23 protein-coding genes are annotated in these 25,249 nt (G+C 53.7%); 14 read left to right on the plus strand and 9 right to left on the minus strand.

Annotated elements, in window-relative coordinates:
• Positions 1–19: 19 nt before the first annotated feature.
• From hemH to hrcA, 4 genes are all read right to left on the minus strand, one after another.
• Entirely contained in the window at positions 20–1,087 is a 1,068-nt protein-coding gene (hemH, locus tag ACT6RZ_RS04020) for a ferrochelatase (protein ID WP_444700904.1), read from the minus strand.
• 140 nt (positions 1,088–1,227) lie between these two features.
• Positions 1,228–1,719, minus strand: a complete 492-nt coding sequence (locus ACT6RZ_RS04025; protein ID WP_444700905.1) for an FxDxF family PEP-CTERM protein — start codon at positions 1,717–1,719, stop codon at positions 1,228–1,230.
• Between the two features lie 182 nt (positions 1,720–1,901).
• On the minus strand, positions 1,902–2,117 hold the full coding sequence (locus ACT6RZ_RS04030) for a glycine zipper 2TM domain-containing protein (protein WP_444700906.1): 216 nt from the start codon (positions 2,115–2,117) through the stop codon (positions 1,902–1,904).
• A gap of 155 nt (positions 2,118–2,272) precedes the next feature.
• Complete coding sequence (gene hrcA / locus ACT6RZ_RS04035; RefSeq protein ID WP_444700907.1) at positions 2,273–3,289, minus strand: heat-inducible transcriptional repressor HrcA; 1,017 nt, start codon at positions 3,287–3,289, stop codon at positions 2,273–2,275.
• A gap of 102 nt (positions 3,290–3,391) precedes the next feature.
• Between hrcA and ACT6RZ_RS04040 the strand changes: the two genes are divergently transcribed.
• Genes ACT6RZ_RS04040 through ACT6RZ_RS04050 form a run of 3 tightly spaced genes read left to right on the plus strand, consistent with a single transcriptional unit; the run spans position 3,392 to position 6,345 of the window.
• On the plus strand, positions 3,392–4,261 hold the full coding sequence (locus tag ACT6RZ_RS04040) for an NAD(+) kinase (RefSeq protein ID WP_444700908.1): 870 nt from the start codon (positions 3,392–3,394) through the stop codon (positions 4,259–4,261).
• Between the two features lie 21 nt (positions 4,262–4,282).
• Positions 4,283–5,941 carry a DNA repair protein RecN gene (gene recN, locus ACT6RZ_RS04045; protein ID WP_444700909.1) on the plus strand — a complete coding sequence of 553 codons (1,659 nt, stop codon included), beginning with the start codon at positions 4,283–4,285 and terminating at the stop codon, positions 5,939–5,941.
• Entirely contained in the window at positions 5,938–6,345 is a 408-nt protein-coding gene (locus ACT6RZ_RS04050) for a VOC family protein (protein ID WP_444700910.1), read from the plus strand. Before recN ends, ACT6RZ_RS04050 begins: the two co-directional genes overlap by 4 nt.
• Before the next feature lie 10 nt (positions 6,346–6,355).
• On the opposite strand, the gene ACT6RZ_RS04055 is transcribed toward ACT6RZ_RS04050, so the two are convergent.
• Together ACT6RZ_RS04055 and fur are read right to left on the minus strand one after the other, a co-directional pair.
• Positions 6,356–6,877: a DNA-deoxyinosine glycosylase gene (locus ACT6RZ_RS04055; protein WP_444700911.1), complete on the minus strand. Its 522-nt coding sequence runs from the start codon at positions 6,875–6,877 to the stop codon at positions 6,356–6,358.
• 84 nt (positions 6,878–6,961) lie between these two features.
• The gene (gene fur, locus ACT6RZ_RS04060; protein ID WP_379054801.1) at positions 6,962–7,381 is read right to left on the minus strand and encodes a ferric iron uptake transcriptional regulator; all 420 of its coding nucleotides are present in this window, start codon (positions 7,379–7,381) and stop codon (positions 6,962–6,964) included.
• 171 nt (positions 7,382–7,552) lie between these two features.
• Here fur and ACT6RZ_RS04065 point away from each other — a divergent pair, with 171 nt between their 5' ends.
• The 6 genes from ACT6RZ_RS04065 to ACT6RZ_RS04090 all read left to right on the plus strand — a co-directional run bounded on the left by ACT6RZ_RS04065 (position 7,553) and on the right by ACT6RZ_RS04090 (position 16,501).
• A complete protein-coding gene (locus ACT6RZ_RS04065) occupies positions 7,553–9,976 on the plus strand; it encodes a L,D-transpeptidase Cds6 family protein (RefSeq protein ID WP_444700912.1) in 2,424 nt (807 codons plus the stop codon).
• Positions 9,977–10,014: 38 nt separating this feature from the next.
• The gene (gene dapB, locus ACT6RZ_RS04070) at positions 10,015–10,821 is read left to right on the plus strand and encodes a 4-hydroxy-tetrahydrodipicolinate reductase (RefSeq protein ID WP_444700913.1); all 807 of its coding nucleotides are present in this window, start codon (positions 10,015–10,017) and stop codon (positions 10,819–10,821) included.
• Between the two features lie 191 nt (positions 10,822–11,012).
• Positions 11,013–12,152 (plus strand): glutamine-hydrolyzing carbamoyl-phosphate synthase small subunit, encoded by a 1,140-nt coding sequence (carA, locus tag ACT6RZ_RS04075; protein WP_444700914.1) that lies wholly within the window; start codon positions 11,013–11,015, stop codon positions 12,150–12,152.
• On the plus strand, positions 12,152–15,367 hold the full coding sequence (gene carB, locus ACT6RZ_RS04080; RefSeq protein WP_444700915.1) for a carbamoyl-phosphate synthase large subunit: 3,216 nt from the start codon (positions 12,152–12,154) through the stop codon (positions 15,365–15,367). Before carA ends, carB begins: the two co-directional genes overlap by 1 nt.
• Before the next feature lie 158 nt (positions 15,368–15,525).
• Positions 15,526–16,008, plus strand: a complete 483-nt coding sequence (gene greA / locus ACT6RZ_RS04085; RefSeq protein ID WP_379035664.1) for a transcription elongation factor GreA — start codon at positions 15,526–15,528, stop codon at positions 16,006–16,008.
• Positions 16,009–16,045: 37 nt separating this feature from the next.
• Positions 16,046–16,501 carry a DUF4149 domain-containing protein gene (locus tag ACT6RZ_RS04090; RefSeq protein WP_444700916.1) on the plus strand — a complete coding sequence of 152 codons (456 nt, stop codon included), beginning with the start codon at positions 16,046–16,048 and terminating at the stop codon, positions 16,499–16,501.
• 51 nt (positions 16,502–16,552) lie between these two features.
• Here ACT6RZ_RS04090 and yhbY read toward each other — a convergent pair whose 3' ends face one another.
• A complete protein-coding gene (gene yhbY, locus ACT6RZ_RS04095) occupies positions 16,553–16,861 on the minus strand; it encodes a ribosome assembly RNA-binding protein YhbY (protein WP_444700917.1) in 309 nt (102 codons plus the stop codon).
• Positions 16,862–16,915: 54 nt separating this feature from the next.
• Between yhbY and rlmE the strand changes: the two genes are divergently transcribed.
• The 5 genes from rlmE to ACT6RZ_RS04120 all read left to right on the plus strand — a co-directional run bounded on the left by rlmE (position 16,916) and on the right by ACT6RZ_RS04120 (position 22,390).
• On the plus strand, positions 16,916–17,536 hold the full coding sequence (gene rlmE, locus ACT6RZ_RS04100; protein WP_444700918.1) for a 23S rRNA (uridine(2552)-2'-O)-methyltransferase RlmE: 621 nt from the start codon (positions 16,916–16,918) through the stop codon (positions 17,534–17,536).
• Between the two features lie 147 nt (positions 17,537–17,683).
• A complete protein-coding gene (ftsH, locus tag ACT6RZ_RS04105) occupies positions 17,684–19,600 on the plus strand; it encodes an ATP-dependent zinc metalloprotease FtsH (RefSeq protein WP_444700919.1) in 1,917 nt (638 codons plus the stop codon).
• Positions 19,601–19,670: 70 nt separating this feature from the next.
• Positions 19,671–20,495 carry a dihydropteroate synthase gene (folP, locus tag ACT6RZ_RS04110; RefSeq protein ID WP_444700920.1) on the plus strand — a complete coding sequence of 275 codons (825 nt, stop codon included), beginning with the start codon at positions 19,671–19,673 and terminating at the stop codon, positions 20,493–20,495.
• A gap of 38 nt (positions 20,496–20,533) precedes the next feature.
• Positions 20,534–21,886: a phosphoglucosamine mutase gene (gene glmM, locus ACT6RZ_RS04115; protein WP_444700921.1), complete on the plus strand. Its 1,353-nt coding sequence runs from the start codon at positions 20,534–20,536 to the stop codon at positions 21,884–21,886.
• Between the two features lie 18 nt (positions 21,887–21,904).
• A complete protein-coding gene (locus ACT6RZ_RS04120) occupies positions 21,905–22,390 on the plus strand; it encodes a hypothetical protein (RefSeq protein WP_444700922.1) in 486 nt (161 codons plus the stop codon).
• Between the two features lie 24 nt (positions 22,391–22,414).
• On the opposite strand, the gene ACT6RZ_RS04125 is transcribed toward ACT6RZ_RS04120, so the two are convergent.
• Positions 22,415–23,251, minus strand: a complete 837-nt coding sequence (locus ACT6RZ_RS04125; protein WP_444700923.1) for a mechanosensitive ion channel family protein — start codon at positions 23,249–23,251, stop codon at positions 22,415–22,417.
• 39 nt (positions 23,252–23,290) lie between these two features.
• A complete protein-coding gene (locus ACT6RZ_RS04130; RefSeq protein ID WP_444700924.1) occupies positions 23,291–25,243 on the minus strand; it encodes an alpha-amylase family protein in 1,953 nt (650 codons plus the stop codon).
• Between the last annotated feature and the right edge of the window lie 6 nt (positions 25,244–25,249).

Raw genomic sequence — 25,249 nt, forward strand, 5'->3', positions numbered from 1 at the left:
CTCCCAATGCCTGCACTCGCTAGAGTTGCGGGCTGGCTGGTTTAGCCTGGTCAGCATCCGCCGCTATCCACCCTTGCAGATGTTGCAGCGCGATCACGCGCATGGCGTCTATCCAGGCCGGGTCGTCATTGAGTGCCGGGATATAGTGGTAATCACCGCCACCAGCAGACTGGAACAGATGTTTGCCTTCCATGGCGATCTCTTCCAGCGTTTCCAGACAGTCGCTGCTAAAGCCGGGGCAGACCACGTCTATGCGCTTCAGTTTTTGTTTGCCCAGTGTCTCCAGCGTGGTTGCCAGATAAGGTTGCAACCATTCCTGGCGACCAAATCGCGACTGGAATGCGATCTCGTAGCGGTCTGCAGAAAGCTTCAGCGACGCCGCCAGCAAACGTCCGGTTTCCAGGCATTGGTAATAGTAGGGGTCACCTTTTTGCAGGTGAAACTTGGGCACGCCGTGAAAACTCATCACCAGTTTCTCGGGTTGTCCGTGCTGCTGCCAGTAGGCGTTGATGCTGCTGGTCAATGCCTGGATATATTGAGGATGATCATGGTAATCCCTGATGGTGCGTATGGCCGGTACATTGCGGGTTTTCAGCAGTACACGCCAGACTGCATCCAGCGCGGCAGCAGTGCTGCTGGCCGCATATTGCGGATACAGCGGAAACACCAGGATACGGTCACATTGCTGTGCTTTCAGTGACGCAAGCGCATGTTTGATGGCGGGTTCGCCATAGGTCATGCCTGATTCCACCACACAGCGTTCTGGCAGTGCATCAGCCAGTTGCGCCTCGAATAGTGTTTTCTGCCGCTGCGCGTACACCATCAGCGGTGAACCTTCGCGGGTCCAGATGCTGGCGTATTTTTCTGCAGACTTTCTCGGGCGTATGACCAGGATAATAAAGTGCAGTATCCAGCACCAGATAAAGCGCGGGATCTCCACCACGCGCCTGTCCATCAGGAACTGTTGCAGGTAGGGGCGTAAGGCGCTCGCTGTGGGCGCCTCCGGCGTGCCAAGATTGGCCAGTAGGATACCCACTTTAGCTGGGCGGTCAGGTGTTTGCTGGGGTTCGGGGTTGTAGTAAGCCATACAGTTATTTTAAGCGATTCGGGCCCGCTTAGCTAAGGAGACTTGCATTGCGCGACACGATCGCACACTGGCATCTCCCTAAAGGCCAAAAAAATCCCCGCCTGAGCGGGGATTCATGGTCAACTTTTACAACAAACTGCTTAAACCGTTTCGCGCACTTTTTTACGTGCGATCACGCCTATCAAACCCAACCCTGCCAGCATCAAAGCGTAACTGCCAGGTTCAGGTACCAGTGTGGTGGTGATAGTGCCGTTGTAACCGGCTGTGGCACCTACACTGCTACCGACTACGTGCAGATAAAAATTACCATATTGTGCACTCTCGAGAAAGCCGAAAGATATTTTCGGGCTGCCATTCAGCACAGACCCGGTAGCGACCAGATTTTTGTCCAGGTCGAGCAGATTGAAGGTTGTGAATGTGAACGTAGTGCCACTTGAGCCGGAAACACTGGCGATGATACTTTGCGGGCCTTCAGTGCTGAATCTAATATAGTCATTAAAGCTGGTATCGCCAGAAAATGAACTGCTGAACTGGTAACCATCTCCTGAAGGGGTGGCGTCATAGGTGGCAGCATAAGCACTATTCAAGATGGTACTCAGGCCGAGGGCAAGCATTAACAAAGGTTTTTTCATAATAAACTCCTAAAGATACAGTTAAAAAATCGACTTAATACTGACATTCTCAGGAGCATGCAGGCACGCATCTGCCTGGCTGGCACAGCATTGATTGCTGGCACTGGCGCTAGAAAATGAAAGTTAAATTGTTGGGCGGTAGCCTGACCACCTGGTCGAGCTACGCATGAGATGCATCAGGCTTATTTCTTGTTGATCTGATTACCGACCACACCACCGACGGCTGCGCCGCCTACAGTGCCCAGTGCACTACCGCCAGTAAGTACTGCGCCACCCACTGCGCCTATACCGGCACCCAGGGCGGTGCTTTTGCCGCGTGAACTCATGGAACCACAGCCGGAAGTGCTGAGTAACGTCACCAATAAAATGGACCATATCAATGGTTTATGATTTTTCATTTGACCACCTCATTCCTGTGTGAATTGAATATAGGTGGATTATGAGAACTCGACTGGCTGCGGCGTAGAGGGCTGAAGCTGATTGTCCTGTCGGACGAATCAGACATTCAGGAAAGAAATGTAAAGATAAAGAAAGTATTGATTAGAAAGAATAATTATTGATTGGAAAGCGCGTTTGACAGCAGTTTTGCCGTGATATCGACGATAGGAATGATACGTTCGTAAGCCATGCGGGTGGGGCCTATCACGCCTAAAGTGCCCACTACCTGACCATCCGCTTCGTAGGGGGCGGTGATCAGGCTGCATTCATCTAGCGGCAGATAACCGCTTTCGCCGCCTATGAAGATCTGAATGCCATCGGCGCGCTGGCTGTGGTCCAGCAATTGCATGAGCGCCGTGCGGCGCTCAAAGATCTCGAACAGTTTGCGCAGGCTGGTGACATTGGTAGACAGCTCATCGACTTGCAACAGGTTGCGTTCGCCGGAAATGACCACTGTTTCCTTGGCGGATTGTTCGGGCTGGCCGGCGGCATCCAGCGCGGCTGACATAAGCCGGTTGATATCTGCCTGCACCTGCTGTAACTCCTGCTTTAACTTGTGCTGCAGTTCATCCAGGGTCAATCCCTGGCAATGGCTGTTGACATAGTTGCTGGCGGCGATCAGTTCACTGCTGCTAAAGGCTTTTTCCGCCATCAGGATGCGGTTTTGTACCTGTCCGTCTTCGGTCACCAGAATGACCAGGATCTTCTTTTCACTCAAATGCAGGAATTCCATATGCTTGAGCACATTGCGCGTGCGCTTGGGTGTCATCACCAGCCCGGCAAACTGTGTCAGCTGCGACAGCATATCTGCAGCGCTGCTGATCAGCTCCTGCTGGTTGGGCGAGGACAAGCCGGTTTTGAGTTGCGCGACGGCACGGTTATCCAGAGGTTGTACCGTCATCAGTGAATCGACGAACAGGCGGTAGCCTTTTTTGGTGGGGATACGGCCAGAGGAGGTATGCGGGCTGGCAATAAACCCCAATTGTTCCAGGTCGCTCATGACATTGCGTATGGTGGCCGGGCTCACATCCAGGCCGGAATGTTGCAGCAGGGTGCGTGAGCCTATCGGTTGACCACCACTGATGTAATGCTCGACCAGGGTTTTAAGTAAAATTTGCGCGCGTTTATCCACTTTTTACAGCCTTGTTAACGTTAGGGGATTTTGCCCGATTTATGCTCAGGATAACAGCCCCCTGTGCTTTTCAGTTCAGGGCTTCTGTGCTTTAATGCGCGCATGCTTCCTTACTTTCGCTCGGTTGCCATTGTCGGCAAATACATGGATGACTCGGCTCTGCAAAACATGCGTGATGACCTGACGCATCTGGTGCAGTATCTGCAGTCACAGGAGTTGCATGTATGCGTAGAAGAGCAGACCGCACGCTTTATCAAACATGAAGGCTTTGAGTTGGCCAGCCTGGAAAATATCGGCCATAAAGCGGATCTGGTCGTGGTCATGGGGGGCGATGGTACCATGCTTAGCGTGGCCAGGGCCCTGCGGGACAGCAATGTCTGCCTGATAGGCATCAACCGTGGTCGCCTGGGTTTTCTGACCGACCTGCAAACCGACAATATGCTGGGCGAGATCGAAAAGATCCTGCAGGGCGAATACCAGCTTGAATCGCGCATGTTGCTGCAATCGGCAGTCTCGCGTGCGCAGACGCAGCTGTGGCAGTCGGTCGCGATGAACGATGTGGTAATCAAAAGTGCGTTTCGCCTGATAGAGCTGGAAGTGCATGTAGATGGTAAATTCGTTTCGCGCCAGCGTGCCGATGGCCTGATCCTGGCTACGCCAACCGGCACCACCGCGTATGGCCTTTCGGCTGGCGGGCCTATCATGCACCCTGACCTGCACGCGATCTCTATCGTGCCTATCAGCCCGCACACCTTGAGCTATCGGCCTATCACCGTGCCGGCAGACAGTGTGATAGAGGTGATCATTGTCAACGCCGCCGATGCACAGATCAGTTTTGACGGCCAGGGTCAGCATGCGCTGATAGAGGGCGATCATATCCGCATCGCGCGTGGCGAGCAGGAGATCCAGTTGCTGCACCCTAAAACTTACTGTTATTTCGATATGTTACGTAACAAACTAAACTGGGGCTAAAGCCAGTCTTTAAACAACATTATGTTACAAGCCCTTTCTATTCGTGATTTTGTCATTGTCGAGTCGCTGGAACTGGAGTTCTCGGCCGGCTATACCGCATTAACCGGCGAAACCGGTGCCGGTAAATCCATTCTGATCGATGCACTGTCGCTCAGCCTGGGCGCGCGCAACGAAGGTGACGTCACCCGCAAAGGCCATGAAAAAGCCGAGATCTCTACTACTTTTGCGATCGCGCACAACCAGGCCGCGCGCGACTGGCTGCAGGCGCAGGAGATGGATGTCGATGACACCCTGGTATTACGCAGGGTCATCTATGCCGATGGCCGCAGCCGCGCGTTTATCAACGGCGCTTCGGCTACTGTGGGCCAGTTACGTGAGATAGGCGAGACCCTGATCGATATTTACAGCCAGAACGCACATCACTCTTTGCTGAAGATCGCCACCCAGCGTGAGATCCTCGACGCCTATGCGCAGGCCAGCCCGCTGGCAAGGCAGGTCAGTCAACTGTATAAAGACTGGTCGCAACTGCAGCAGCAGCAAACGGCCTATGAGAAAAATGCCAGCCAGTTCGCTGATGAACTGGCAGAACTGCGCGACAGCAGCCGCGAGCTGAAACAATTGGCGTTTTCTGAGCAGGAGTGGCAAACGCTGCAACAGGAGCATGTGCGCCTGAGTAACGGCGCCAGCTTGCTCAGCGGTATGGAAACCTGTTTGCAACTGATGAGCGAAAACAGCGAAGTCAATGCGCTGGAGATGTTATCGCAGGTGCAGGGCAAGCTGGCAGAGCTGCAGTCTATGGATGCCGGTTTGCAAGCCATTGCCGAAACACTGGATTCTGCGGTGATACAGCTGGAAGAATCCAGCCGTGAACTCAACCGCTATCTGCAGAAAAGTGAACTGGACCCGGAACGACTGGCAGAAGTCGATGCCCGCATACAGGCCATTCATGGCGCGGCGCGCAAGTACCGAGCCAAGCCGGAAGAGTTGCCTGCGCTGTTGGCACAACAATCTGCACGTATGCAGGAGCTGGAAGCATACGCAGATGACGGCGCATTGGCCAAGAAGGTGAGTGCGGCTTGGCTAGCCTATCAGCAGGCAGCGACCCAGCTTTCCAGCCTGCGCCAGCAGGCCGCCAGTCAGCTGGCGCGTACCATCACTGAAGAAATGCAGACGCTGTCACTCAAAGGTGGACAGTTTGCGATCTCGCTGACGCCGGGAGAAGCTGCGGCCTATGGCCTGGAGCAGGTGGAGTTTCTGGTGGCCGGGCATGCAGGCGTAGAACCTCGGCCATTGAATAAAGTCGCTTCTGGCGGTGAGTTATCACGCATCAGCCTGGCCCTGCAAGTCACCACTGCTGCCCTGGGTAGTGTGCCGTGCATGATCTTTGACGAGGTCGATGTCGGTATCGGCGGCGCTGTGGCTGAAGTGGTAGGCCGTTTGCTGAATCAGTTGGGCCAGCAACGCCAGGTGCTGGTGATCACCCACCTGGCCCAGGTCGCGGCACAGGCCCAGCAACATTTGCAGGTGAGCAAGTCTGAAGCTAACGGTGCCACACTGAGCCGTATCCGTGGCCTGAGTGTGGATGAGCGTATCGAAGAGATCTCGCGCATGATAGGTGGTTTGCAGATCACCGAAGCCACCCGCAATCACGCACGCGAGATGCTCAAGCTGGCCTCATGACCAGCAGCACAGATGCATTAGCTCCAGCAGATGCAGCCGCGCTGGCTACGATTATTATCTACGCGCGGGATATCCCTAAAACGGTGGCTTTTTACCGCGACTATTTCGGCTTTGAGACCACAGGCGAGATTGTAGACGGCCTGGTCGAGTTGAATGCCAGGCAGGGTGGTGCGAGTATCCTGGTGCATCAGGCCGCCAAGTCAGTCAAATTGGGGCAGGTGGGCGTCAAACTTTGTTTTGCTGTGCAGGATGTCGCACAGTTTGTGCAGGCGGCGCAGGCGCAAGGCCTGGCATTTGGCGCTATCCATCAGGCAGCTGGTTATCAGTTCGCCAATGCCAAAGATCCTGACAATAATTCGATCAGCATCTCAAGCCGCACTTTCAGGACCACGACTGCGGTTTAATCGCGCAACCTTAATCCCGCAACTTTAGTAACGCTGACCATTTTTCCAGTTTCTTCGCATACGGAATGCCGGCATTGGCCGGGCTGGTAGAAGGCAGAATAACGGTGGTGAGCGGGTGCTGCAGCTGGATATGTCTGTTGAACAGGCTGGCGGCGGCATTACCGTTGAAAGCGATCAGCCTGATGGAAGGGTGTAGTGCCAGCAAGCCGTTGATATCATTGGCGATCACGCTGTCGCGGGTGATGGCACTGTCCAGACTGCCGGGCCGGTAAGCCGAGTGGCAGACATCCCAGATCGCCAGCCTGGCGGCTTTCACCTGCTGGCAGCGCACGGTATATTCGGCATCGGCCTGGATTTGAAACAACGCTTCCAGCATGCGCCAGAAGGCATTCTGCCTGTGTGCATAATATTGTTGCTGGCTCAGGGAGGCGATGCCGGGTAATGAACCCAGGATCAGGATGTCAGGCGCTACACCTATGATGGGCGGGAAACCGACTGATTGCAGCGCGGCAGTGCTAGTGAGGTCTGCCAAGTCTGTGCCCAAGTTTGTACGTAGTTCAGCGGAAGAGGAGACTATGTCAGCACCTGGTGCGGTGCTGACCGGATATTGCAACGATTATTCGTTACAGGGCTGGTCTTTGCAGACACCATAAATGGTCAGAGAATGATCCTGCATGGTAAAACCATATTTCTCAGCCGCATTCTTCTGGCGTTTTTCGATCTCATCGTCGTAAAACTCTTCTACGCGGCCGCATTTGATACAGACGATATGGTCATGGTGGCTGCCTTCATTCAACTCAAATACAGCCTTGCCACTTTCAAAGTGGTGGCGCACCAGCAAGCCGGCTTGTTCAAATTGTGTCAGCACGCGATAGACGGTCGCCAGACCTACATCTTCACCATTGCCTATCATGACCTTATAAATATCTTCAGCTGACAAATGACGCTGCTCACTGCGCTCGAATAATTCGAGGATTTTCAAGCGTGGCAGTGTGGCTTTCAGACCGGCATTTTTGAGATCTTTTGAGTCATGCATAGTGTTTTGTCCATTGTTATGTAGTCCAGCATATTTGATTGCGAAACTACGTGGTATATTAATGATTGTTTTCAATATACCGATTATAAAGTGAATCCAATGCGTAATTCTATTTTTTTTGTGTTGGTTGTTGCGTCGCTGGGGAGCGGGTGTGGCGCAAAGCTTCCATCCATGAAGCCTTTCAAAATGGAAGTGCAACAGGGCAATGTGGTGACTTCCAAAATGTTACTGCAACTGCGTCCTGGCATGACACGCACCCAGGTGCGCTACATCATGGGGACACCGCTGATCGTAGATAGTTTCCGCGATAACCGCTGGGATTATTTCTACGAACTGCGTAAACAGGGCTCAGTGGTCGAAAAGCGCAGGGTCATACTCGATTTTGATAAAGACAGTCTGGTGGCGGTACGTGGTGACGTGATCCCATCCGCAGATAATCCTGATATCAAGACCATTGTTGAAACACCCAAGCAAAAAGTCGAAGAAGCCAAAGATCAAAGCTGGTCGGATAAGCTGAAATTCTGGAAAAGCGATGAAGCCGCCGATACCGGCGCTGCAGCAGCCACAGGCGCAGGCGTGACTGCCCTCGCCGCCGAGCAGAAAAATGCAGAGGAAGCTGCGGCAACTCCCGCTGCAGCTGCACCAGCAACAGAAACGCAACCGGCCAGTGCCGAAGCTGAAAAACCACAAGTCACAGCCCCGGCTGCAGAGCCAGCGCCCGCAGCAGTCGCAGCTGCCCCGCAAGCTGCCCCCGCCGCACCCGCTGATAACGAAGTCGTGCCTTATATCCCTGAAGGTGAATACAGTGGCGCACCCAGCCCGCAGGAAATGGCCAAAGCTAACCTGGATGCCAGCGCTAACCAGGTGACAGAAGCCAACACCCAGGCGGTGAATGAAAAAACCCTGGCGGCCAGCACCGCTGAAAGCGTGGAACCGCCGCCGGTTTTCCAGGCCGAAGCCGTGGCAGCGCCTGCGCCAGTGGCTGAACCTGAGCCGGTGTTGCCGCCAGCAGTAAGCACACCGGCCCCTGCGCCTGCCGCACCGGCCGCAAAAACTGCGGCACCAGCAGCAAAAAGTGTATTAGCCCCTATCAAGCCTGCAGCCGCACCCACGCTGGTGGCCGCAACTGCCACGGCTGCTGCAGCTAAACCAGCTTCTTCCAAACTGGCACCATCCAAGCCGGCAGCGGCTAACAAGCCACTAGAAGCCAAACCTGTCGCCGCAAAACCTGCCACTACGCCAGCCGCCGCGTCCAAAGCAACAGGCATTACCATCATAAAAACCAAAGACCCGGCCCTGCTGGACGATGATGAGGTGATCCCATTTATTGCTGAGGGTGAATATGCTGAGCCTGTGATCCCTACAGAAGGCGAAATGATCAAAGGCAATATGGCTGAAGCAAATGCGCCTGCCATCGATGCCGAAGCGCGTCAGGTGACCGAAAAAGGCGTTGCACCCAAAGAGGCTGAAGCAGCTGAGCCAACCCCTACTTTTATTGCCGAACAATTACCTGAGCCGGAGCCCGAGCCGGAGCTGCCACCACCGCCGGTGAAACCTGTGGCTAAAGCCAGCACACCAGCTACAGATGCAGGCGCACTCGCCGCGGCAGAAAACAAGCCAGCTGCGATTTTAAAACCTGCCGCGCCTCAAGCCGATACATCGGCAGCAACTGCTGAAACAGCCCCGCAAGCATCAGCGACCAGTGATGCAGGTGTCAACCAGTCTGTCGCTGCCTGGGCGCAAGCCTGGCGTAGCAAAGACGTGAATGCCTATTTTGCTGCCTATGCGCCTGAGTTTGTGCCAGAAGGTGTGTCCAGCAGAAAAACCTGGGAAGCGCAGCGCAAGCAACGCCTGTCATCCAAGCAAGGCGAGATCACACTGGTGCTGAATAATCTGCAGGTGCAGCGTGATGGCGGTGAGGCAGTGGTGCAGTTTGAACAGAAATATGCTGCCAAAGCCTATAAGGATGAACTGTTGAAAACCCTGGAACTGCGTTACGAGCCGGCACAAAAACGCTGGTTGATCACGCATGAGCGCACTGCACCTTTAGGCTCTGCTGCGCTGCCGGCAGTGGTGGCTTTGCCTAACAAGGCGGTAGTGGCCGCACCTGCTGCTTCAGAAGCCAAGGTGCAGATCCCGGTTGAAGCTGACCCTAGCGTGGAATCTGCGATCGAAGGCTGGGCACAAGCTTGGCGCAGCAAGAATATCAACGCATATCTGGCAGCCTATTCGCCTGAATTCGTCCCTGAAGACCTGCCGAACAAGCGAGCCTGGGAAGCGCAGCGTAAAAAACGCCTGTCACCCGGTCAGGGCAATATCAGCCTGGAGATAGATGCGGTGAATGTCACGCGTGATGGCGATACTGCGGTTGCGACCTTTACCCAGAAATACGCGGCGAAAGCTTACCGCGATGTCATGGTCAAGAAGTTGCAGCTGAAACTGGACCCGGCCAGTCACAACTGGCTGATCGTGCGTGAAACTGCCACCACGGCCACAGACCTGCCGCCAGCCAAACAGCAGCTGACTACGCCCCCGGCGGCAGATGAGGCTAGCTCTGAGTCATCAGAGGCAGCGCCGGAACAAATCGGGTTTTAAATTAACCTGGCCACAAGAATTAGAGTATTGAGCGATTTATGTTAAAAGTAGTGATTGCAGGGGTTTCCGGCCGTATGGGGCATGCCCTGCTGGATGGTGTATTTTCAGATAGCGGTCTGCAGTTGCATGCGGCCCTGGACAGGGCTGGCAGTGCCATGCTGGGCCGGGATGCCGGTGAGCAGTTCGGTAAAGTGACTGGCGTCAAGATCACTTCAGATGTGGCATTGGCGCTGCAAGGTGCCGATGTGCTGGTCGATTTCACCCGCCCGGAAGCCAGCATGCAGTATCTGCAGGCTTGTCAGCAAGCAAAAGTCAAATTGGTCATAGGCACCACTGGTTTTAATGACAGCGAAAAAACGGCCATTGAAGATGCTGCCAGACAAACCGGCATCGTTTTCGCACCGAATATGAGTGTGGGTGTGACCTTGCTGATCAACCTGGTAGAGCAGGCAGCGCGCGTACTCAATGAAGGCTACGATATCGAAGTCGTAGAAATGCATCACCGCCATAAAGTAGATGCGCCTTCTGGCACTGCCTTGCGCCTGGGTGAAGCTGCGGCCAAAGGCATTGATAAGGCGCTCAAGGATTGCGCCGTGTATGCGCGTGAAGGGGTGACCGGCGAGCGTGAAACCGGCGCCATAGGCTTTGCGACCTTGCGCGGTGGTGATGTGGTGGGAGACCATACGGTGGTACTGGCAGGCGTGGGTGAGCGGGTAGAGCTGACGCATAAAGCCTCCAGCCGGGCGACCTTTGCCCAGGGCGCGTTGCGTGCGGCCAAGTTTCTGGCGGATAAACCAGACGGCTTGTTTGATATGCGCGATGTGCTGGGTTTTGACAAAACATAGCTGATCTTTGCCCTCCGCTGGCTCTTGAGTGACTAGCGGTAATAGGCTATAATGCTGCAATTCTGAAACGGGAAGAGTCCAAAAAGCTTTTCCCGTTTTGCACATCTATTCACCGGCGGTTGAAGTCAGCTTCCAGCGTTTGCGTGAACCCTCTAAAGGATGTGTTTCGTATCAAACTTAAGGAGCTAAAGGTGTCAAAAACAATTCCAGCGATTTTAGTCTTAGCAGATGGAACTGTTTTTAAGGGCATTAGCATTGGCGCTTCGGGTCATACGGTTGGTGAGGTCGTGTTCAACACTTCCATGACCGGCTATCAGGAAATCCTTACTGATCCTTCTTATGCCTCACAGATCGTGACGCTGACTTATCCGCACATCGGTAACTACGGTACCAACAGTGAAGATGTGGAGTCAGGCAAGGTCTATGCTGCAGGTCTGATTATTCGTGACTTGCCCTTATTGGAAAGCAATTTCCGCAGTGAACAAAATCTTTCCGATTATCTAAACACTAATCATGTAGTGGCGATCGCCGATATCGATACGCGTAAACTCACGCGTATCCTGCGCGAAAAAGGCGCACAGGCTGGCTGTATCATGGCCGGTGAAACGGTAGATGAAGCGCAGGCTCTGGCCTATGCCCAGGGGTTCCCTGGCCTGGCCGGTATGGACCTGGCCAAAGTGGTGAGCTGTACCGAGCCGTATGAGTTCACCCAGCAGGAGTGGCAGCTGGGCAAAGGCTTCAACAAGCCTGCAGCACCGCAGTTTCATGTGGTCGCATTCGATTATGGTGTCAAACTGAATATCCTGCGCATGCTGGTCTCGCGTGGCTGTAAGGTCACAGTGTTGCCGGCGCAGGCCACGGCTGAGCAGGCATTGTCTTATCAGCCGGATGGCATATTCCTGTCCAACGGTCCTGGCGACCCGGAACCCTGTGATTACGCGATCAAGGCCATTAAGACATTGGTAGACACCGGGATACCGACCTTCGGTATCTGTTTGGGTCACCAGTTGCTGGCGCTGGCCAGCGGTGCCAAAACATTGAAAATGAAGTTCGGCCACCATGGTGCCAACCACCCGGTACAAGACGTGGACAGCAAGCGCGTGTATATCACCAGCCAGAACCACGGCTTTGCTGCTGATCCAACCACTTTGCCCGCCAATATTAAAATCACGCACGTCTCATTGTTTGATGGCAGCCTGCAAGGCATTGCGCGTACCGATCAGCCAGCCTTCAGCTTCCAGGGTCACCCGGAAGCCAGCCCCGGCCCGCAAGAAATGAGCGTGTTGTTTGATCGCTTTATCCAGTTAATGCAAGATAGAAAGTCCAGCTAATGGCAAAAAGAACTGACATTAAAAGTATCCTGATCATCGGTGCCGGTCCGATCGTCATCGGCCAGGCCTGTGAGTTTGACTACTCTGGCGCACAAGCATGCAAGGCCTTGCGCGAAGAAGGTTATCGCGTGATCCTGGTGAACTCTAATCCTGCCACCATCATGACCGACCCGGAAATGGCAGATGCGACTTATATCGAGCCTATCACCTGGCAGATCGTAGAAAAGATCATTGAAAAAGAACGCCCTGATGTGCTGCTGCCTACCATGGGTGGCCAGACCGCATTGAACTGTGCGCTGGACCTGGACAAGCATGGCGTATTGCAAAAATATAATGTAGAACTGATCGGTGCTTCCAAAGAAGCCATCGATAAAGCCGAAGACCGCCAGAAGTTCAAAGAGGCCATGACCAAGATCGGCCTGGGTTCTGCACGTTCAGCGATCGCGCACAGCCTGGAAGAAGCGCTACAGGTACAAGCCACTATCGGCTATCCGGCCATCATCCGCCCTTCATTCACCATGGGCGGCAGCGGCGGCGGTATCGCCTATAACCGTGAAGAATTCATTGCCATTTGCGAGCGCGGCCTGGATGCTTCACCTACCAATGAATTGCTGATCGAAGAATCGCTGCTGGGCTGGAAAGAATACGAGATGGAAGTGGTGCGCGACAAGGCGGACAACTGCATCATTATCTGTTCTATCGAGAACCTGGACCCTATGGGCGTGCATACTGGTGACAGTATCACAGTGGCACCTGCGCAAACACTGAGCGACAAAGAATACCAGATCATGCGTAACGCCTCTCTGGCCGTGCTGCGTGAGATAGGCGTTGATACTGGTGGTTCTAACGTACAGTTTGCCATCAACCCGGCAGATGGCCGCATGATAGTGATCGAGATGAACCCGCGCGTGTCGCGCTCATCAGCCCTGGCTTCCAAAGCCACCGGTTTCCCTATCGCCAAGGTGGCTGCCAAACTGGCGGTGGGTTTCACTCTGGATGAATTGCGCAATGACATCACCGGTGGCCAGACCCCGGCTTCATTCGAGCCTTCCATCGATTACGTAGTCACCAAAGTGCCACGTTTTGCGTTTGAAAAATTCCCGCAGGCTGATAGCCGCCTGACCACACAGATGAAATCTGTGGGCGAGGTGATGGCGATAGGCCGTAACTTCCAGGAGTCTTTCCAGAAAGCCCTGCGTGGCCTGGAAGTCGGTGTTGACGGACTGGATAGCGTGACCGATGACAAAGACCGCATCGTCAAGGAAATGGGCGAGCCTGGTCCCGAGCGTATCTGGTATGTTGCCGATGCGTTCCGTCTGGGCATGAGCATAGATGAGATCTTTGATATCACCAAGATAGACCGCTGGTTCCTGGTGCAGATAGAAGAACTGATCAAGCTGGAGCAATCCCTGATAGGCAAACACATTGCCGATTTAAGCAAAGAGACCGTGTTCAGACTCAAGCGCAAAGGCTTCTCTGACCGCCGTCTGGCCAGGTTGCTGGATACTGACCAGCACGCCGTGCGTGCTTTCCGCCAGGCTTTGGGTGTGCGCCCGGTTTACAAGCGTGTGGATACCTGCGCGGCTGAATTCGCCACCAATACCGCATATATGTACTCGACTTATGAAGAAGAGTGCGAATCACAACCGACCGCCAACAAAAAGATCATGGTGCTGGGCGGTGGGCCTAACCGTATCGGCCAGGGCATAGAGTTTGATTATTGCTGCGTGCATGCTGCTTTTGCCATGCGCGAAGATGGTTACGAAACCATCATGGTCAACTGCAACCCCGAAACCGTGTCTACCGATTATGACACTTCCGACCGCCTGTACTTTGAGCCGGTGACCCTGGAAGATGTGCTGGAGATCGTCAATATCGAGAAGCCGGTCGGTGTGATTGTGCAATATGGCGGTCAAACGCCATTGAAACTGGCGCGTGACCTGGAAAAAGCCGGTGTGCCTATCATTGGTACCACACCAGATGCGATAGACCGCGCTGAAGACCGCGAACGCTTCCAGCAGATGTTGCACCAGCTGAACCTGAAACAGCCACCTAACCGTACTGCGCGTGCGCCTGAAGAAGCGATACGCCTGGCGATGGAGATCGGTTATCCGCTGGTGGTGCGTCCTTCCTACGTGCTGGGCGGCCGTGCCATGGAGATCGTGCACGAGCAGAGCCAGCTTGAGCGTTATATGCGCGAAGCGGTGAAAGTGTCTAACGAATCGCCGGTGTTGCTGGATAGATTCCTGAATGACGCGATCGAGGTGGATGTAGATGCACTCAGCGATGGCGAAGATGTATTGATAGGCGGCATCATGCAGCACGTTGAGCAGGCTGGTGTGCACTCAGGCGATTCGGCCTGTTCACTGCCACCTTACAGCCTGAGCGACGCCTTGCAGGATGAGTTGCGCAGCCAGACCGTGCAAATGGCTAAAGCGCTGGGCGTGAAAGGCCTGATGAACGTGCAGTTCGCCGTGCAGAATACCGAGCAGGGTGAAGTGGTGTATGTGCTGGAAGTCAACCCGCGTGCTTCACGTACCGTGCCGTTCGTTTCCAAAGCCTGTGGTCTGCAACTGGCTAAGATCGCCGCACGTTGTATGGCAGGCCAGTCACTGAAATCGCAAGGGGTGACTAAAGAAGTCATTCCTCCTTACTATTCGGTGAAAGAAGCAGTGTTCCCGTTCATCAAGTTCCCGGGTGTGGATACCATACTGGGCCCTGAGATGAAATCCACAGGTGAAGTGATGGGGGTAGGCAACACGTTTGCCGAAGCGTTCGTCAAATCGCAATTAGGTGCCTCGGTTAAAATGCCGACCGGCGGCCGTGCCTTTATCAGTGTACGCAACGAAGACCACCGCAAAGTGATCGATATCGCCAAAGACCTGGTCAGCCTGGGCTTTACCATAGTCGCGACCAAAGGCACTGCGCGTGCCTTGTCTGAGCAGGGTCTGGACGTGACGCCGGTGAACAAGGTGGCTGAAGGGCGTCCGCATATTGTGGATATGATCAAGAACAATGAGATCAGCCTGATCGTCAATGTGACAGAAGACAAGAAAGCGATCACTGATTCATACGAGATCCGCCGTAGCGCCTTGCAAAACAAGGTGACTTATTACACGACACTGGCCGGTGCGCGTGCTGCCTGTATCGGCATGGCACAAAGCAAGGATATGGATGTGTATTCGGTGCAAGACTTGCACAAACGTCTGGCATAACTTACACTTAGGTCATTAAGTTTGGGTCATCTAACAGTAGGTGATGAGCCTGAGTAGTTTGCATTAAGAAATATAGTAGTTAGCTGTTATTGAAATAAGCCACGCTCGACCGGGTGTGGTTTATTTTTTTTATACTTCATTTTTTCAAGGTTTTCGTTATGGCAGTAAATCAATTTCCTGTGACCGTGCTCGGTGCAGAATTACTCAAAGAAGAATTACAGCGTCTGCGCGCGGTTGACAGGCCTAACATCATTCAGGCGATTGCAGAAGCACGTGCGCAGGGTGATTTGTCAGAAAATGCCGAATATGAAGCGGCCAAAGAGCGTCAGAGCTTTATTGAAGGCCGTATCTCAGAGCTGGAAGCCAAGCTTTCCAACCTGCAGATCATAGATCCAACCACCTTGAATGCAGAAGGTCGCGTGGTATTTGGTGCCACCGTGCGTTTTGAAGACCTGGATTCCGGCGATAGCAAGATCTACCAGATCGTTGGTGAAGACGAAGCGGATATCAAGAACGGCAAGATCTCGGTCAGCTCACCGATTGCGCGTGGCCTGATCGGTAAATCCGAAGGCGAAGTAGCAGAGGTGCAATCTCCGGGTGGCATCAAAGAGTACGAAATCATAGAAGTGCTGTATAAATAACGTCTGATCGCAAGCGCCCTCTATTCAAGGAAAGCACATGGCACGCAAAGCTGGATTGATCGCATGGATAAGCCCGGTGTTGCTCACTCTGTGGGTGGGTGCATTGTGGATGACTGGCATCACCGCCAGCGTGCTGTTCCAGAACATCGTTGACCGGCAACTGGCCGGTCTGGTAGCGGGCAAGTTGTTCACCATCGTCAGCTATATAGGCATAGGCAGCGGCCTGTGGCTATTGATACAGCGTTTGGCCGCAGATGGTTTTTCAGCCTTCAGGCAAAGCCTGTTCTGGATAGTGCTGGTGATGTGGATATTGGTGCTGGTCGGCGAATTCGGTATCCAGCCGCTGCTGGCGCAACTCAAGGCCAGTGCCTTGCCGAATGATGTGATGCAAAGTGTGTTTGCCAGCCGTTTCAGGACCTGGCATGGCATAGCCAGTGTCGCCTACCTGGTGGAATGTGTGCTCGGCTTGTGGCTGGTGATCAAATCCAGTTAACCAATGAAAAAACGCGCAGATAATGCGCGTTTTTTTATCAGACCAAACGTTTTAAATTTTTGGGATGACGATTTTTGCCGAGGCTTTCACCGTGTCACTGGCGCGGTAAAACACCAGTTGTTTGCCAATATGGTGAACCGCAAGTGCATTCACCTTGCTAGCGATTTCATCCAGTATACTTTTACGTAATGCGCGGTCATCACCTGACACCTGCACCTTGATGAGTTCATGGGCATTCAGGTTGAGATCGATTTCTTTTAATACCGCTTCTGTGAGGCCATTATTGCCAATCATGACTACTGGATTCAGTGTGTGGGCAAGGCCACGTAAATGCGCGATTTGTTTACTATTTAGTTGCATAAAAGCATTCCTTCAAGACAGCCTCTATTTTAGCACGAAGCGAATAATCACTCTATGAAACCTACCAGAACCAGCAAAGCCTGGATGCAAGAGCATCTAAACGACGAATTCGTCAAACGCGCACAAAAAGATGGCTATCGCGCCCGTGCGGCGTATAAGTTGCTGGAAATCGACGACAAAGACAAACTAATCAAACCCGGTATGACGGTGGTAGATCTGGGATCTACCCCGGGCAGCTGGTCGCAGGTGGCCGTGCAACGCCTGAAAGGGCAGGGGCGCATCATTGCGCTCGATCTGCTGGAGATGCACCCCATCCCAGGCGTAGAGTTTATTTGTGGCGACTTCCGTGAAGAAGTAGTGTTGAGGCAGCTTGAAGCCAGCCTGAAAGGTAAATTGGTGGATTTAGTGATTGCCGATATGGCCCCCAATATGAGCGGCCTGAAAGATGTAGACCAGGCGGGTGCGACGCATTTGACCGAACTGGCACTGGAATTTTGTCAGGACTGGTTGAAACCGGGTGGCCATTTCCTGGTCAAAGTGTTTATAGGCAGCGGCTTTGACGAGATCGTCAAACAAATGCGTAGCCAGTTTGAAAAAGTCGTCACGCGCAAACCGAAAGCCTCGCGTGACCGTAGCAGTGAAGTCTACTTGCTGGGATTACATCGAAAACCCTGAAATGCAACGGTTTTTGCCTTCTAGTTTCATCGCGCAAGCATAAATATATGTATACAATACAATGTAGGGCTTGAAAATGTTGGTATCGCCTCCATTGTCACCAGTAGGGGTATTCCCCGCCTTTCGTTTTTTAGTTAAGGAACCATCTTGAACAATCTACTGAAGAATATCGCGATTTGGGTAGCTATCGCCTTGTTGTTGATGACAGTATTTAATCAATTCAACGGCACCAGCAAAAATAGCGGTCAGGTGGTTTACTCACAATTCATGCAAGAGGTCAGGGATGGCCGCGTGGCAAAAGTCCAGATCGATGGGCGCAATCTGCACGTGACTACTAACGAAGGCAAGAACTACGATACCTTCACCCCTTCAGACCCATGGCTGGTCTCAGATCTGTTAAAAAACAACGTCATTGTGGATGCCAAGCCTGAAGAGCGCGAATCCATGCTGATGAGTATTTTCGTGTCCTGGTTCCCTATGATCTTACTGATAGGTGTCTGGATCTTCTTTATGCGCCAGATGCAGGGTGGCGGCAAGGGCGGTGGCCCATTCTCTTTTGGCAAGAGCAAAGCACGTCAACTGGACGAATCCAATAACAGCACTACATTTGCCGATGTGGCCGGTTGCGACGAAGCCAAAGAAGAAGTCGCCGAGCTGGTTGAATTCCTCAAAGACCCGAGCAAGTTTCAGAAACTGGGTGGTCGTATCCCGCGTGGCGTATTGATGGTCGGCCCTCCGGGGACTGGTAAGACCTTGCTGGCACGGGCGATCGCCGGTGAAGCGAAAGTACCGTTCTTCAGCATTTCCGGTTCTGACTTTGTAGAAATGTTTGTCGGTGTCGGTGCTGCACGTGTACGCGACATGTTTGAGAACGCCAAGAAAAACGCGCCTTGTATCGTGTTTATTGACGAGATCGACGCGGTCGGTCGTCACCGTGGTGCCGGTACTGGCGGCGGTAATGATGAGCGCGAACAGACATTGAACCAGATGCTGGTCGAGATGGATGGTTTTGAAGCGAATTCCGGCGTGATCGTGATCGCTGCGACCAACCGTGCCGATGTGCTGGATAAAGCCCTGTTACGTCCTGGCCGTTTTGACCGCCAGGTGATGGTAGGCTTGCCGGATATCAAAGGCCGCGAGCAGATCCTGAATGTGCATATGCGCAAAGTGCCTATCGACCCGGATGTGAAAGCAGATATCCTGGCTCGTGGTACCCCAGGCTTTAGCGGTGCCGACCTGGCCAACCTGGTTAACGAAGCCGCCTTGTTTGCAGCGCGCCGCAACAAGCGCACGGTGGATATGCAGGACTTTGAAGATGCCAAGGACAAGATCTTCATGGGTCCGGAGCGTAAATCCATGGTCATGCGTGAAGAAGAGCGCCTGAACACGGCTTACCATGAGTCCGGCCATGCAGTGGTTGCCAAGTTATTGCCTACTGCTGACCCGGTGCACAAAGTCACCATCATGCCGCGTGGCTGGGCCCTGGGCCTGACCTGGCAGTTGCCTGAGCATGACCGCATCAGCAACTACAAAGACAAGATGTTGCACGATATCTCTATCCTGTTCGGTGGCCGTATCGCCGAAGAGATCTTCATGCACCAGATGTCTACCGGTGCTTCCAACGACTTTGAGCGTGCGACCAAACTGGCGCGTGATATGGTCACCAAATATGGTATGTCTGATAGTCTGGGCACCATGGTATATGCAGGTAGCGAGCAGGATTCGTGGATGGGCAGCATGTCTTCACGTACTGTGTCCGAAGCGACCCAGCAGAAAGTCGATGCTGAGATCCGCCGTATTCTTGATGAGCAATATGCACTTGCGCGTAAACTGCTGGAAGAGAACCGCGATAAAGTCGAAGCCATGACCAAGGCCTTGATGGAAATGGAAACCATAGATGCTGACCAGATCAACGACATCATGGCTGGCTTGCCGGTACGTCCGGCCAAGCCGAAAAATGGGCCTGCAGTCAGCAGTGGTGGCAGCGGTAGCGGCGGCACAGTGGTGAATACATCGCCGCAACCTACAGCTAAAACTGATGAAACCGATTTTAATAATCAATAGACTCAGGGCTTTAAGTTAGAATATGAAGGCTGGCTTTTGCCAGCCTTTATTTTTTTACAGAATTGTTTTTATGCACTTACGCTGCGGCGCATTTACATTAGATCTAAGCACCCCCCAGGTGATGGGGATACTCAATGTGACCCCGGATTCGTTTTCGGATGGCGGTCAATATACGCACACCGGATCCGCGGTGGCGCATGCACTGCAATTGATAGAAGACGGCGCGGCCGTGCTCGATATCGGTGGCGAATCCACCCGGCCAAATGCCACGCCTGTGCCGCTGGAGCAAGAGTTGCAACGCGTCATCCCGGTGATAGAAGCACTGGTGGCGCGCAATATCCCTGTGCCGATTTCCATAGATACCTATAAACCTGCCGTCATGCGGGCGGCCATAGACGCAGGCGCCAGTATCGTGAATGATGTACGCGCCCTGCAGGAAGACGGCGCGTTGGAAGTGGTGGCAGCAAGCCAGGCTGGTGTGTGTCTGATGCATATGCAGGGCACGCCACAGACCATGCAGGATGATCCGCAGTATGAGAATGTGCTGCTTGAAGTCAAAGATTTCCTGCGCGCACGCCGTGATACCTGCCTGGCTGCAGGCATAGCCGCAGACCGCATCATGCTGGATCCGGGATTTGGTTTTGGCAAAACACGCGCGCATAATATCGCTTTGGCCAGATCACTGGCTGAGTTGCTAGACCTGGGCAGCCCGCTGTTAGTGGGGCTGTCGCGTAAATCGGTATTAGGGCAGGTAACAGGCAACGATGTCGCTGCCCGCTTGTATGCCAGTGTGGCTGCTGCCGTGGTGAGTGCCATGCAGGGTGCGCATCTGCTGCGGGTGCATGATGTCAAAGCTACCGTAGAAGCATTAAAAGTCGTCACCGCACTCAAATAAATCAGGCAAGTATAATAAATCAGGAAAGTATAATCAGTATGGGTAAACAATATTTTGGCACTGATGGCATCCGCGGACGTGTGGGTGAGTCAGTTATCAATCCCGAATTCGTCATGAAACTGGGCTACGCTGCCGGGCGTGTCCTGGCCAGCCAGGAGCAATTACCCAAAGGCCAGCGGCCTACGGTGTTGATCGGTAAAGACACGCGCATCTCCGGCTATATGCTGGAAGCCGCGCTGGAGGCAGGCCTGTCAGCCGCAGGTGTGGATGTGTTGCTGACCGGCCCCATGCCTACGCCGGCAGTCGCCTATCTGACCCGTGCGCTGCGTGCGCAGGCCGGCATCGTGATCTCGGCTTCACATAACCCGTATTACGACAACGGTATCAAATTCTTTTCTGCCCAGGGCACCAAACTGGCTGACGATGTCGAATTTGCCATTGAGGCAGCGATCGCCCAGCCTATGCAGGTGATGGAATCGGCCAGCCTGGGCAAAGCCAGGCGTGTGGATGATGCTGCCGGGCGCTATATCGAGTTCTGTAAAAGTACTTTCCCCAGCCATCTGGACTTGCGTGGCCTGAAGATCGTTCTCGATTGTGCGCATGGCGCCACCTATCATGTCGCCCCGGATGTGTTTCATGAACTGGGCGCTGAAGTGATCGCCATAGGCAACCAGCCTGACGGCCTCAATATCAATGAGCAGGTAGGCTCTACCCATCCTCAAGCCCTGCAAAAGGCCGTGCTGGCGCAGCAGGCTGACCTGGGGATCGCATTTGATGGCGATGGTGACCGTGTCATGATGGTCGATGGCAGCGGACAACTGCTGGATGGTGACCAGTTGCTGTATATCATCGCCATGGGCCTGTATGCCAAAGGCAAGCTCAAGGGTGGCGTAGCGGGTACGCTGATGACCAACCTGGCGCTGGAACATGCGCTGCAAAAACACCAGATCCCGTTTGGCCGTGCCAAAGTAGGTGACCGTTACGTGCTTGAATTATTGCAGAGCAAGAACTGGAAACTGGGCGGCGAAAACTCAGGCCATATCCTGACCCTGGATAAACATAGCAGCGGTGACGCCATTATTGCGGCGCTACAGGTGTTACATTCACTGCGCGAGAGCGGCAAGACCCTGCAGCAACTGGGTGCAGACCTGGCGCTGTATCCGCAGGTGCTGATCAATGTGACCACCAAACATAAGCTGGATCTGGAACAGGACGCGGTGCAACATGCTGTAAAACAGGCCGAGACTGCACTCAATGGTGAAGGCCGTGTCTTGCTGCGCGCATCCGGCACTGAACCAAAGATACGTGTCATGGTAGAAGGCCTGAACCAGTCGCTGGTGCAATCGCAGGCAGAAGCGCTGGCGGCGGTGATACGCCAGCTGGCCGCTTAATCAAACAGGGAGCACTGCATGGATACCTTTAGTCACGCACTGTGGGGGTATGGCCTGTTCGGCATACGCAAATACCCGAAATTTGCAGCCCTGATGGGTGCCATGCCAGACCTGATCTCGTTCGGCGCGCTCATGCTCGCGCGCGTGATCGATGGTACTTATCGCTGGGGTAAGCCGGCACTGGCTACCTTGCCAGACTGGATCTATCCGGCCTATACCGTGGGCCACAGTTTCGTGATCGCCTTTGCCGTGATCGGCCTGGTCGCCATCTGGCGTAAGGATATCGCCTTCGCCATGCTGGGCTGGCCGTTTCATATCACGCTGGATTTTCCGTTCCACAGCCTGCAATATTTCCCTACGCCCATGTTTTGGCCGGTCTCGGATTACAAGATCGACGGTATCCCGTGGTCAAACTGGTATATCTGGTTGCCGAATGTGGCAGGCATCATTCTGTTGCTGGCTTATCGGCAACGCCAAAAGAGAAAGCGCCAGCAAGGGCTTTAAATCAGGCAGGCATCAGCCAGCGGATCAGGCTTGCAGATGAAAAACGACCTTTTGCTGCGCGAATGCCTGTTTGATGCGTTTGAAGTATTCGCGCTTTACCGCAGCCTGTTCCAACGGCAATACCTTGAAACGGCAGCGTATGACCAATGAATCGTCGGTCAGCTTGCCGATATCAGTCACTTCGGCCGGCGCCAGTATCTTGTTCTTAAACGCAGCGTCTTGCGCCAGCTGGTCGGCTGTTTGCTGCACCACTGCAATCACTTTGCTGCTGTTCTCCTGATCGGGGAGGGTGATCTCTATGCCCGCATAAGAAAAATCGCGCGAGCGGTTGGTGACGGTGAGGATCTGGCCGTTAGGCACATAGTGCACATTGCCGTCATCGTCGCGCATTTTGATATAGCGTAGCGTGATCTCTTCCACCAGGCCGGATTTGCCGGCCACTTCTATCACATCGTCTTTGCGGATCTGGTTCTCCAGCAGCAGAAAGAAGCCGGTGAAGTAATCCTTGACCAGACTCTGTGCGCCAAAACCGATGGCCAGGCCGACCACACCGGCAGCAGCCAGTACCGGGGCGATAGAGATGCCCAGTTCATGCAGCACTTCAACGATGGTGATGGCAATGATGACGGTGGTGATAATGTAGCGCAGCACCATGGTCACGGTATTGATACGTTTGGTCTCTTCCAGATGACTGCTGGCTTGATTGCTCAGGCTGTCACGCAAGGCGTTCAGCGCCCGTTTGCTTAAACGGTTAAGCAGGTAGGCGATGACCACGATGACAAAAATACGCAGCAGGGTCTTGGTCAGCGCCAGTGCCTCGGCCGGGTTGGCGATGCCAAAATAGGTAAACCATTCAGTCATGCAGGGGTTCCTTTTGAAATATTAAGCGACCTTAAAAAGTTAAGCAGCTAGCCAGTAAGCGGTGAGTTTAGGCAGGATGATGGCATCATCTTCGATCTGCACGGTCTGGCCGCTGCACAGGTCTATCAGGGTGCCTTCGGCTTTTTGCAGATTTTTTTGTTTGAATAGATGCAGGGCCGCCCGCTGCGGGTGTACGTCAAAGTTGGCTATCACCACCACTTTTGGGTGCATGCCGGTTTGCACATAGCGATGGAAAGCAAACAGATGCGGATTGACCATATCTATCAATTCCCTATTATTCAGGTCGGCAAACGCTGAGATCTCCTTGCGGATGGCGATCATCTGCTTGATCTGGCTGAACAGGCGTTGCTGCACGGTGCCGGGCTCGTTCCTCAGCGCCATCTCATCCCAATCCAGGGTCGGCCTGTGCACCCAGCGGTTATCATGCATTTTGGAGGAATCCTGCAAATAACCGTCATTGTTCAGCGTGCCTACCGAATCACCGTAATAAAGCAGCGGGATGCCGCCAAACGACATGATCAGGTTATGCAGCAGCAGTATGGTGAGGATGGCATTATCGATGGCCGGCAGGTCATTGTTTGCCAGCGCGGTCTCCAGTCCGGCCAGCGAGGCCAGCGCCCCGGAGATGCGGGCATCGCCGGTTTTACGGTTGACACCAAAGGCAAAACCGCGGGCATTGGAATCAGGGTACTGGCCGGTGTAGTAATCGACCAGGAAACGCCTGTGCGAGACTGGCTCGAAGCCGGAAGCGATGATGGCCTGGTCACTAAAACCAAGGCCGATATCGTCGTGGCAACGCACATAATTCAGCCAGGTGGCGCGGTCTAGTTTTTCCGGCAGGTCTCTGACGCCATTGGTCAGCAACACCGTGTTCTTGGTGGCGACCGCATCCCATAACAGGGCCATAAAAGTGGCGTTATAGGCGATCTCGCATTCCTTGGCATTCACCGCATCTTCACCAAAATACTTAATGATCTCCAGCGGTGCGACGATCGCTTCGGCAATAAAGATCACGCCTGGCGCCGTCACCTGGCAACAGTCCTTGAGCAATTGCAGGATCAGGTGGGCTTCGCGCTCGTTCTGGCTGGCGCTGCCTATCTTTTTCCACAAAAAGGCCACCGCATCCAGCCGCAGGATATCCACGCCTTTATTGGCCCAGAACAGGATGATATCGACGATCTCTATCAATACCGCCGGGTTGCTGTAGTTCAGGTCCCACTGGTAGTTGTTGAAAACTGTCATCACCCATTTGCCGGTTTCAGCATTAAAGGTGAAACTACCTGGCGCATGCTCGGGAAACACTTCCGGCATAGAGGCTTCAAACATGTCAGGCACCGTGCGGTCAGGGTACATATAGTAATAGTCCTGGTAACGCTGCTCGCCATTTTTGGCATTGATGGCCCAGGCATGCTCGTCCGAGGTGTGATTGACAACCACATCCAGCGTCAACAGCAGGTCGCATTGCTGCATGGCGGCGATCAATTGCTCCAGGTCTTGCATAGAGCCATAGCGCGGATCGACTTTGCGAAAATCGCGTACCGCATAGCCGCCATCATTGGCCTGCTCCGGGCAGTCACAGATGGGCAGGATGTGCACCAGGTTGACCCCCAGCTCTTGCAGATAAGCCAGCTTGTCTTTCATATTGGCCAGGTTGCCGGCAAAACCCTCGCAATAGAGCGCCATGCCTACCAGCTTCTGTTGCATGAACCAGTCGTGGTTCTTTTCACGTTCCAGGTCTTTCAGCCTTAAATGCGGTGCCCGCTGCGCATATTGCCTGGAAAGCACAGACACCAGGCTGGCAAGCTGCGGCTTGAAGTCTTCACGCTGCCCGTACAAATGCTGGAACAGCGAATAGATCGCATAAAAATTGGCGCCCAGCCGGGTATAAAAATGCTGCCAGTCTTCACCCTTGGGTTGTTTAACTTCTGTCAGGATGTCATTCAATAAAGAATGCGAGATTTGTTCGTACATGGTCAG

The organism is Methylophilus sp., from assembly GCF_052437885.1.
Lineage (GTDB): Bacteria > Pseudomonadota > Gammaproteobacteria > Burkholderiales > Methylophilaceae > Methylophilus.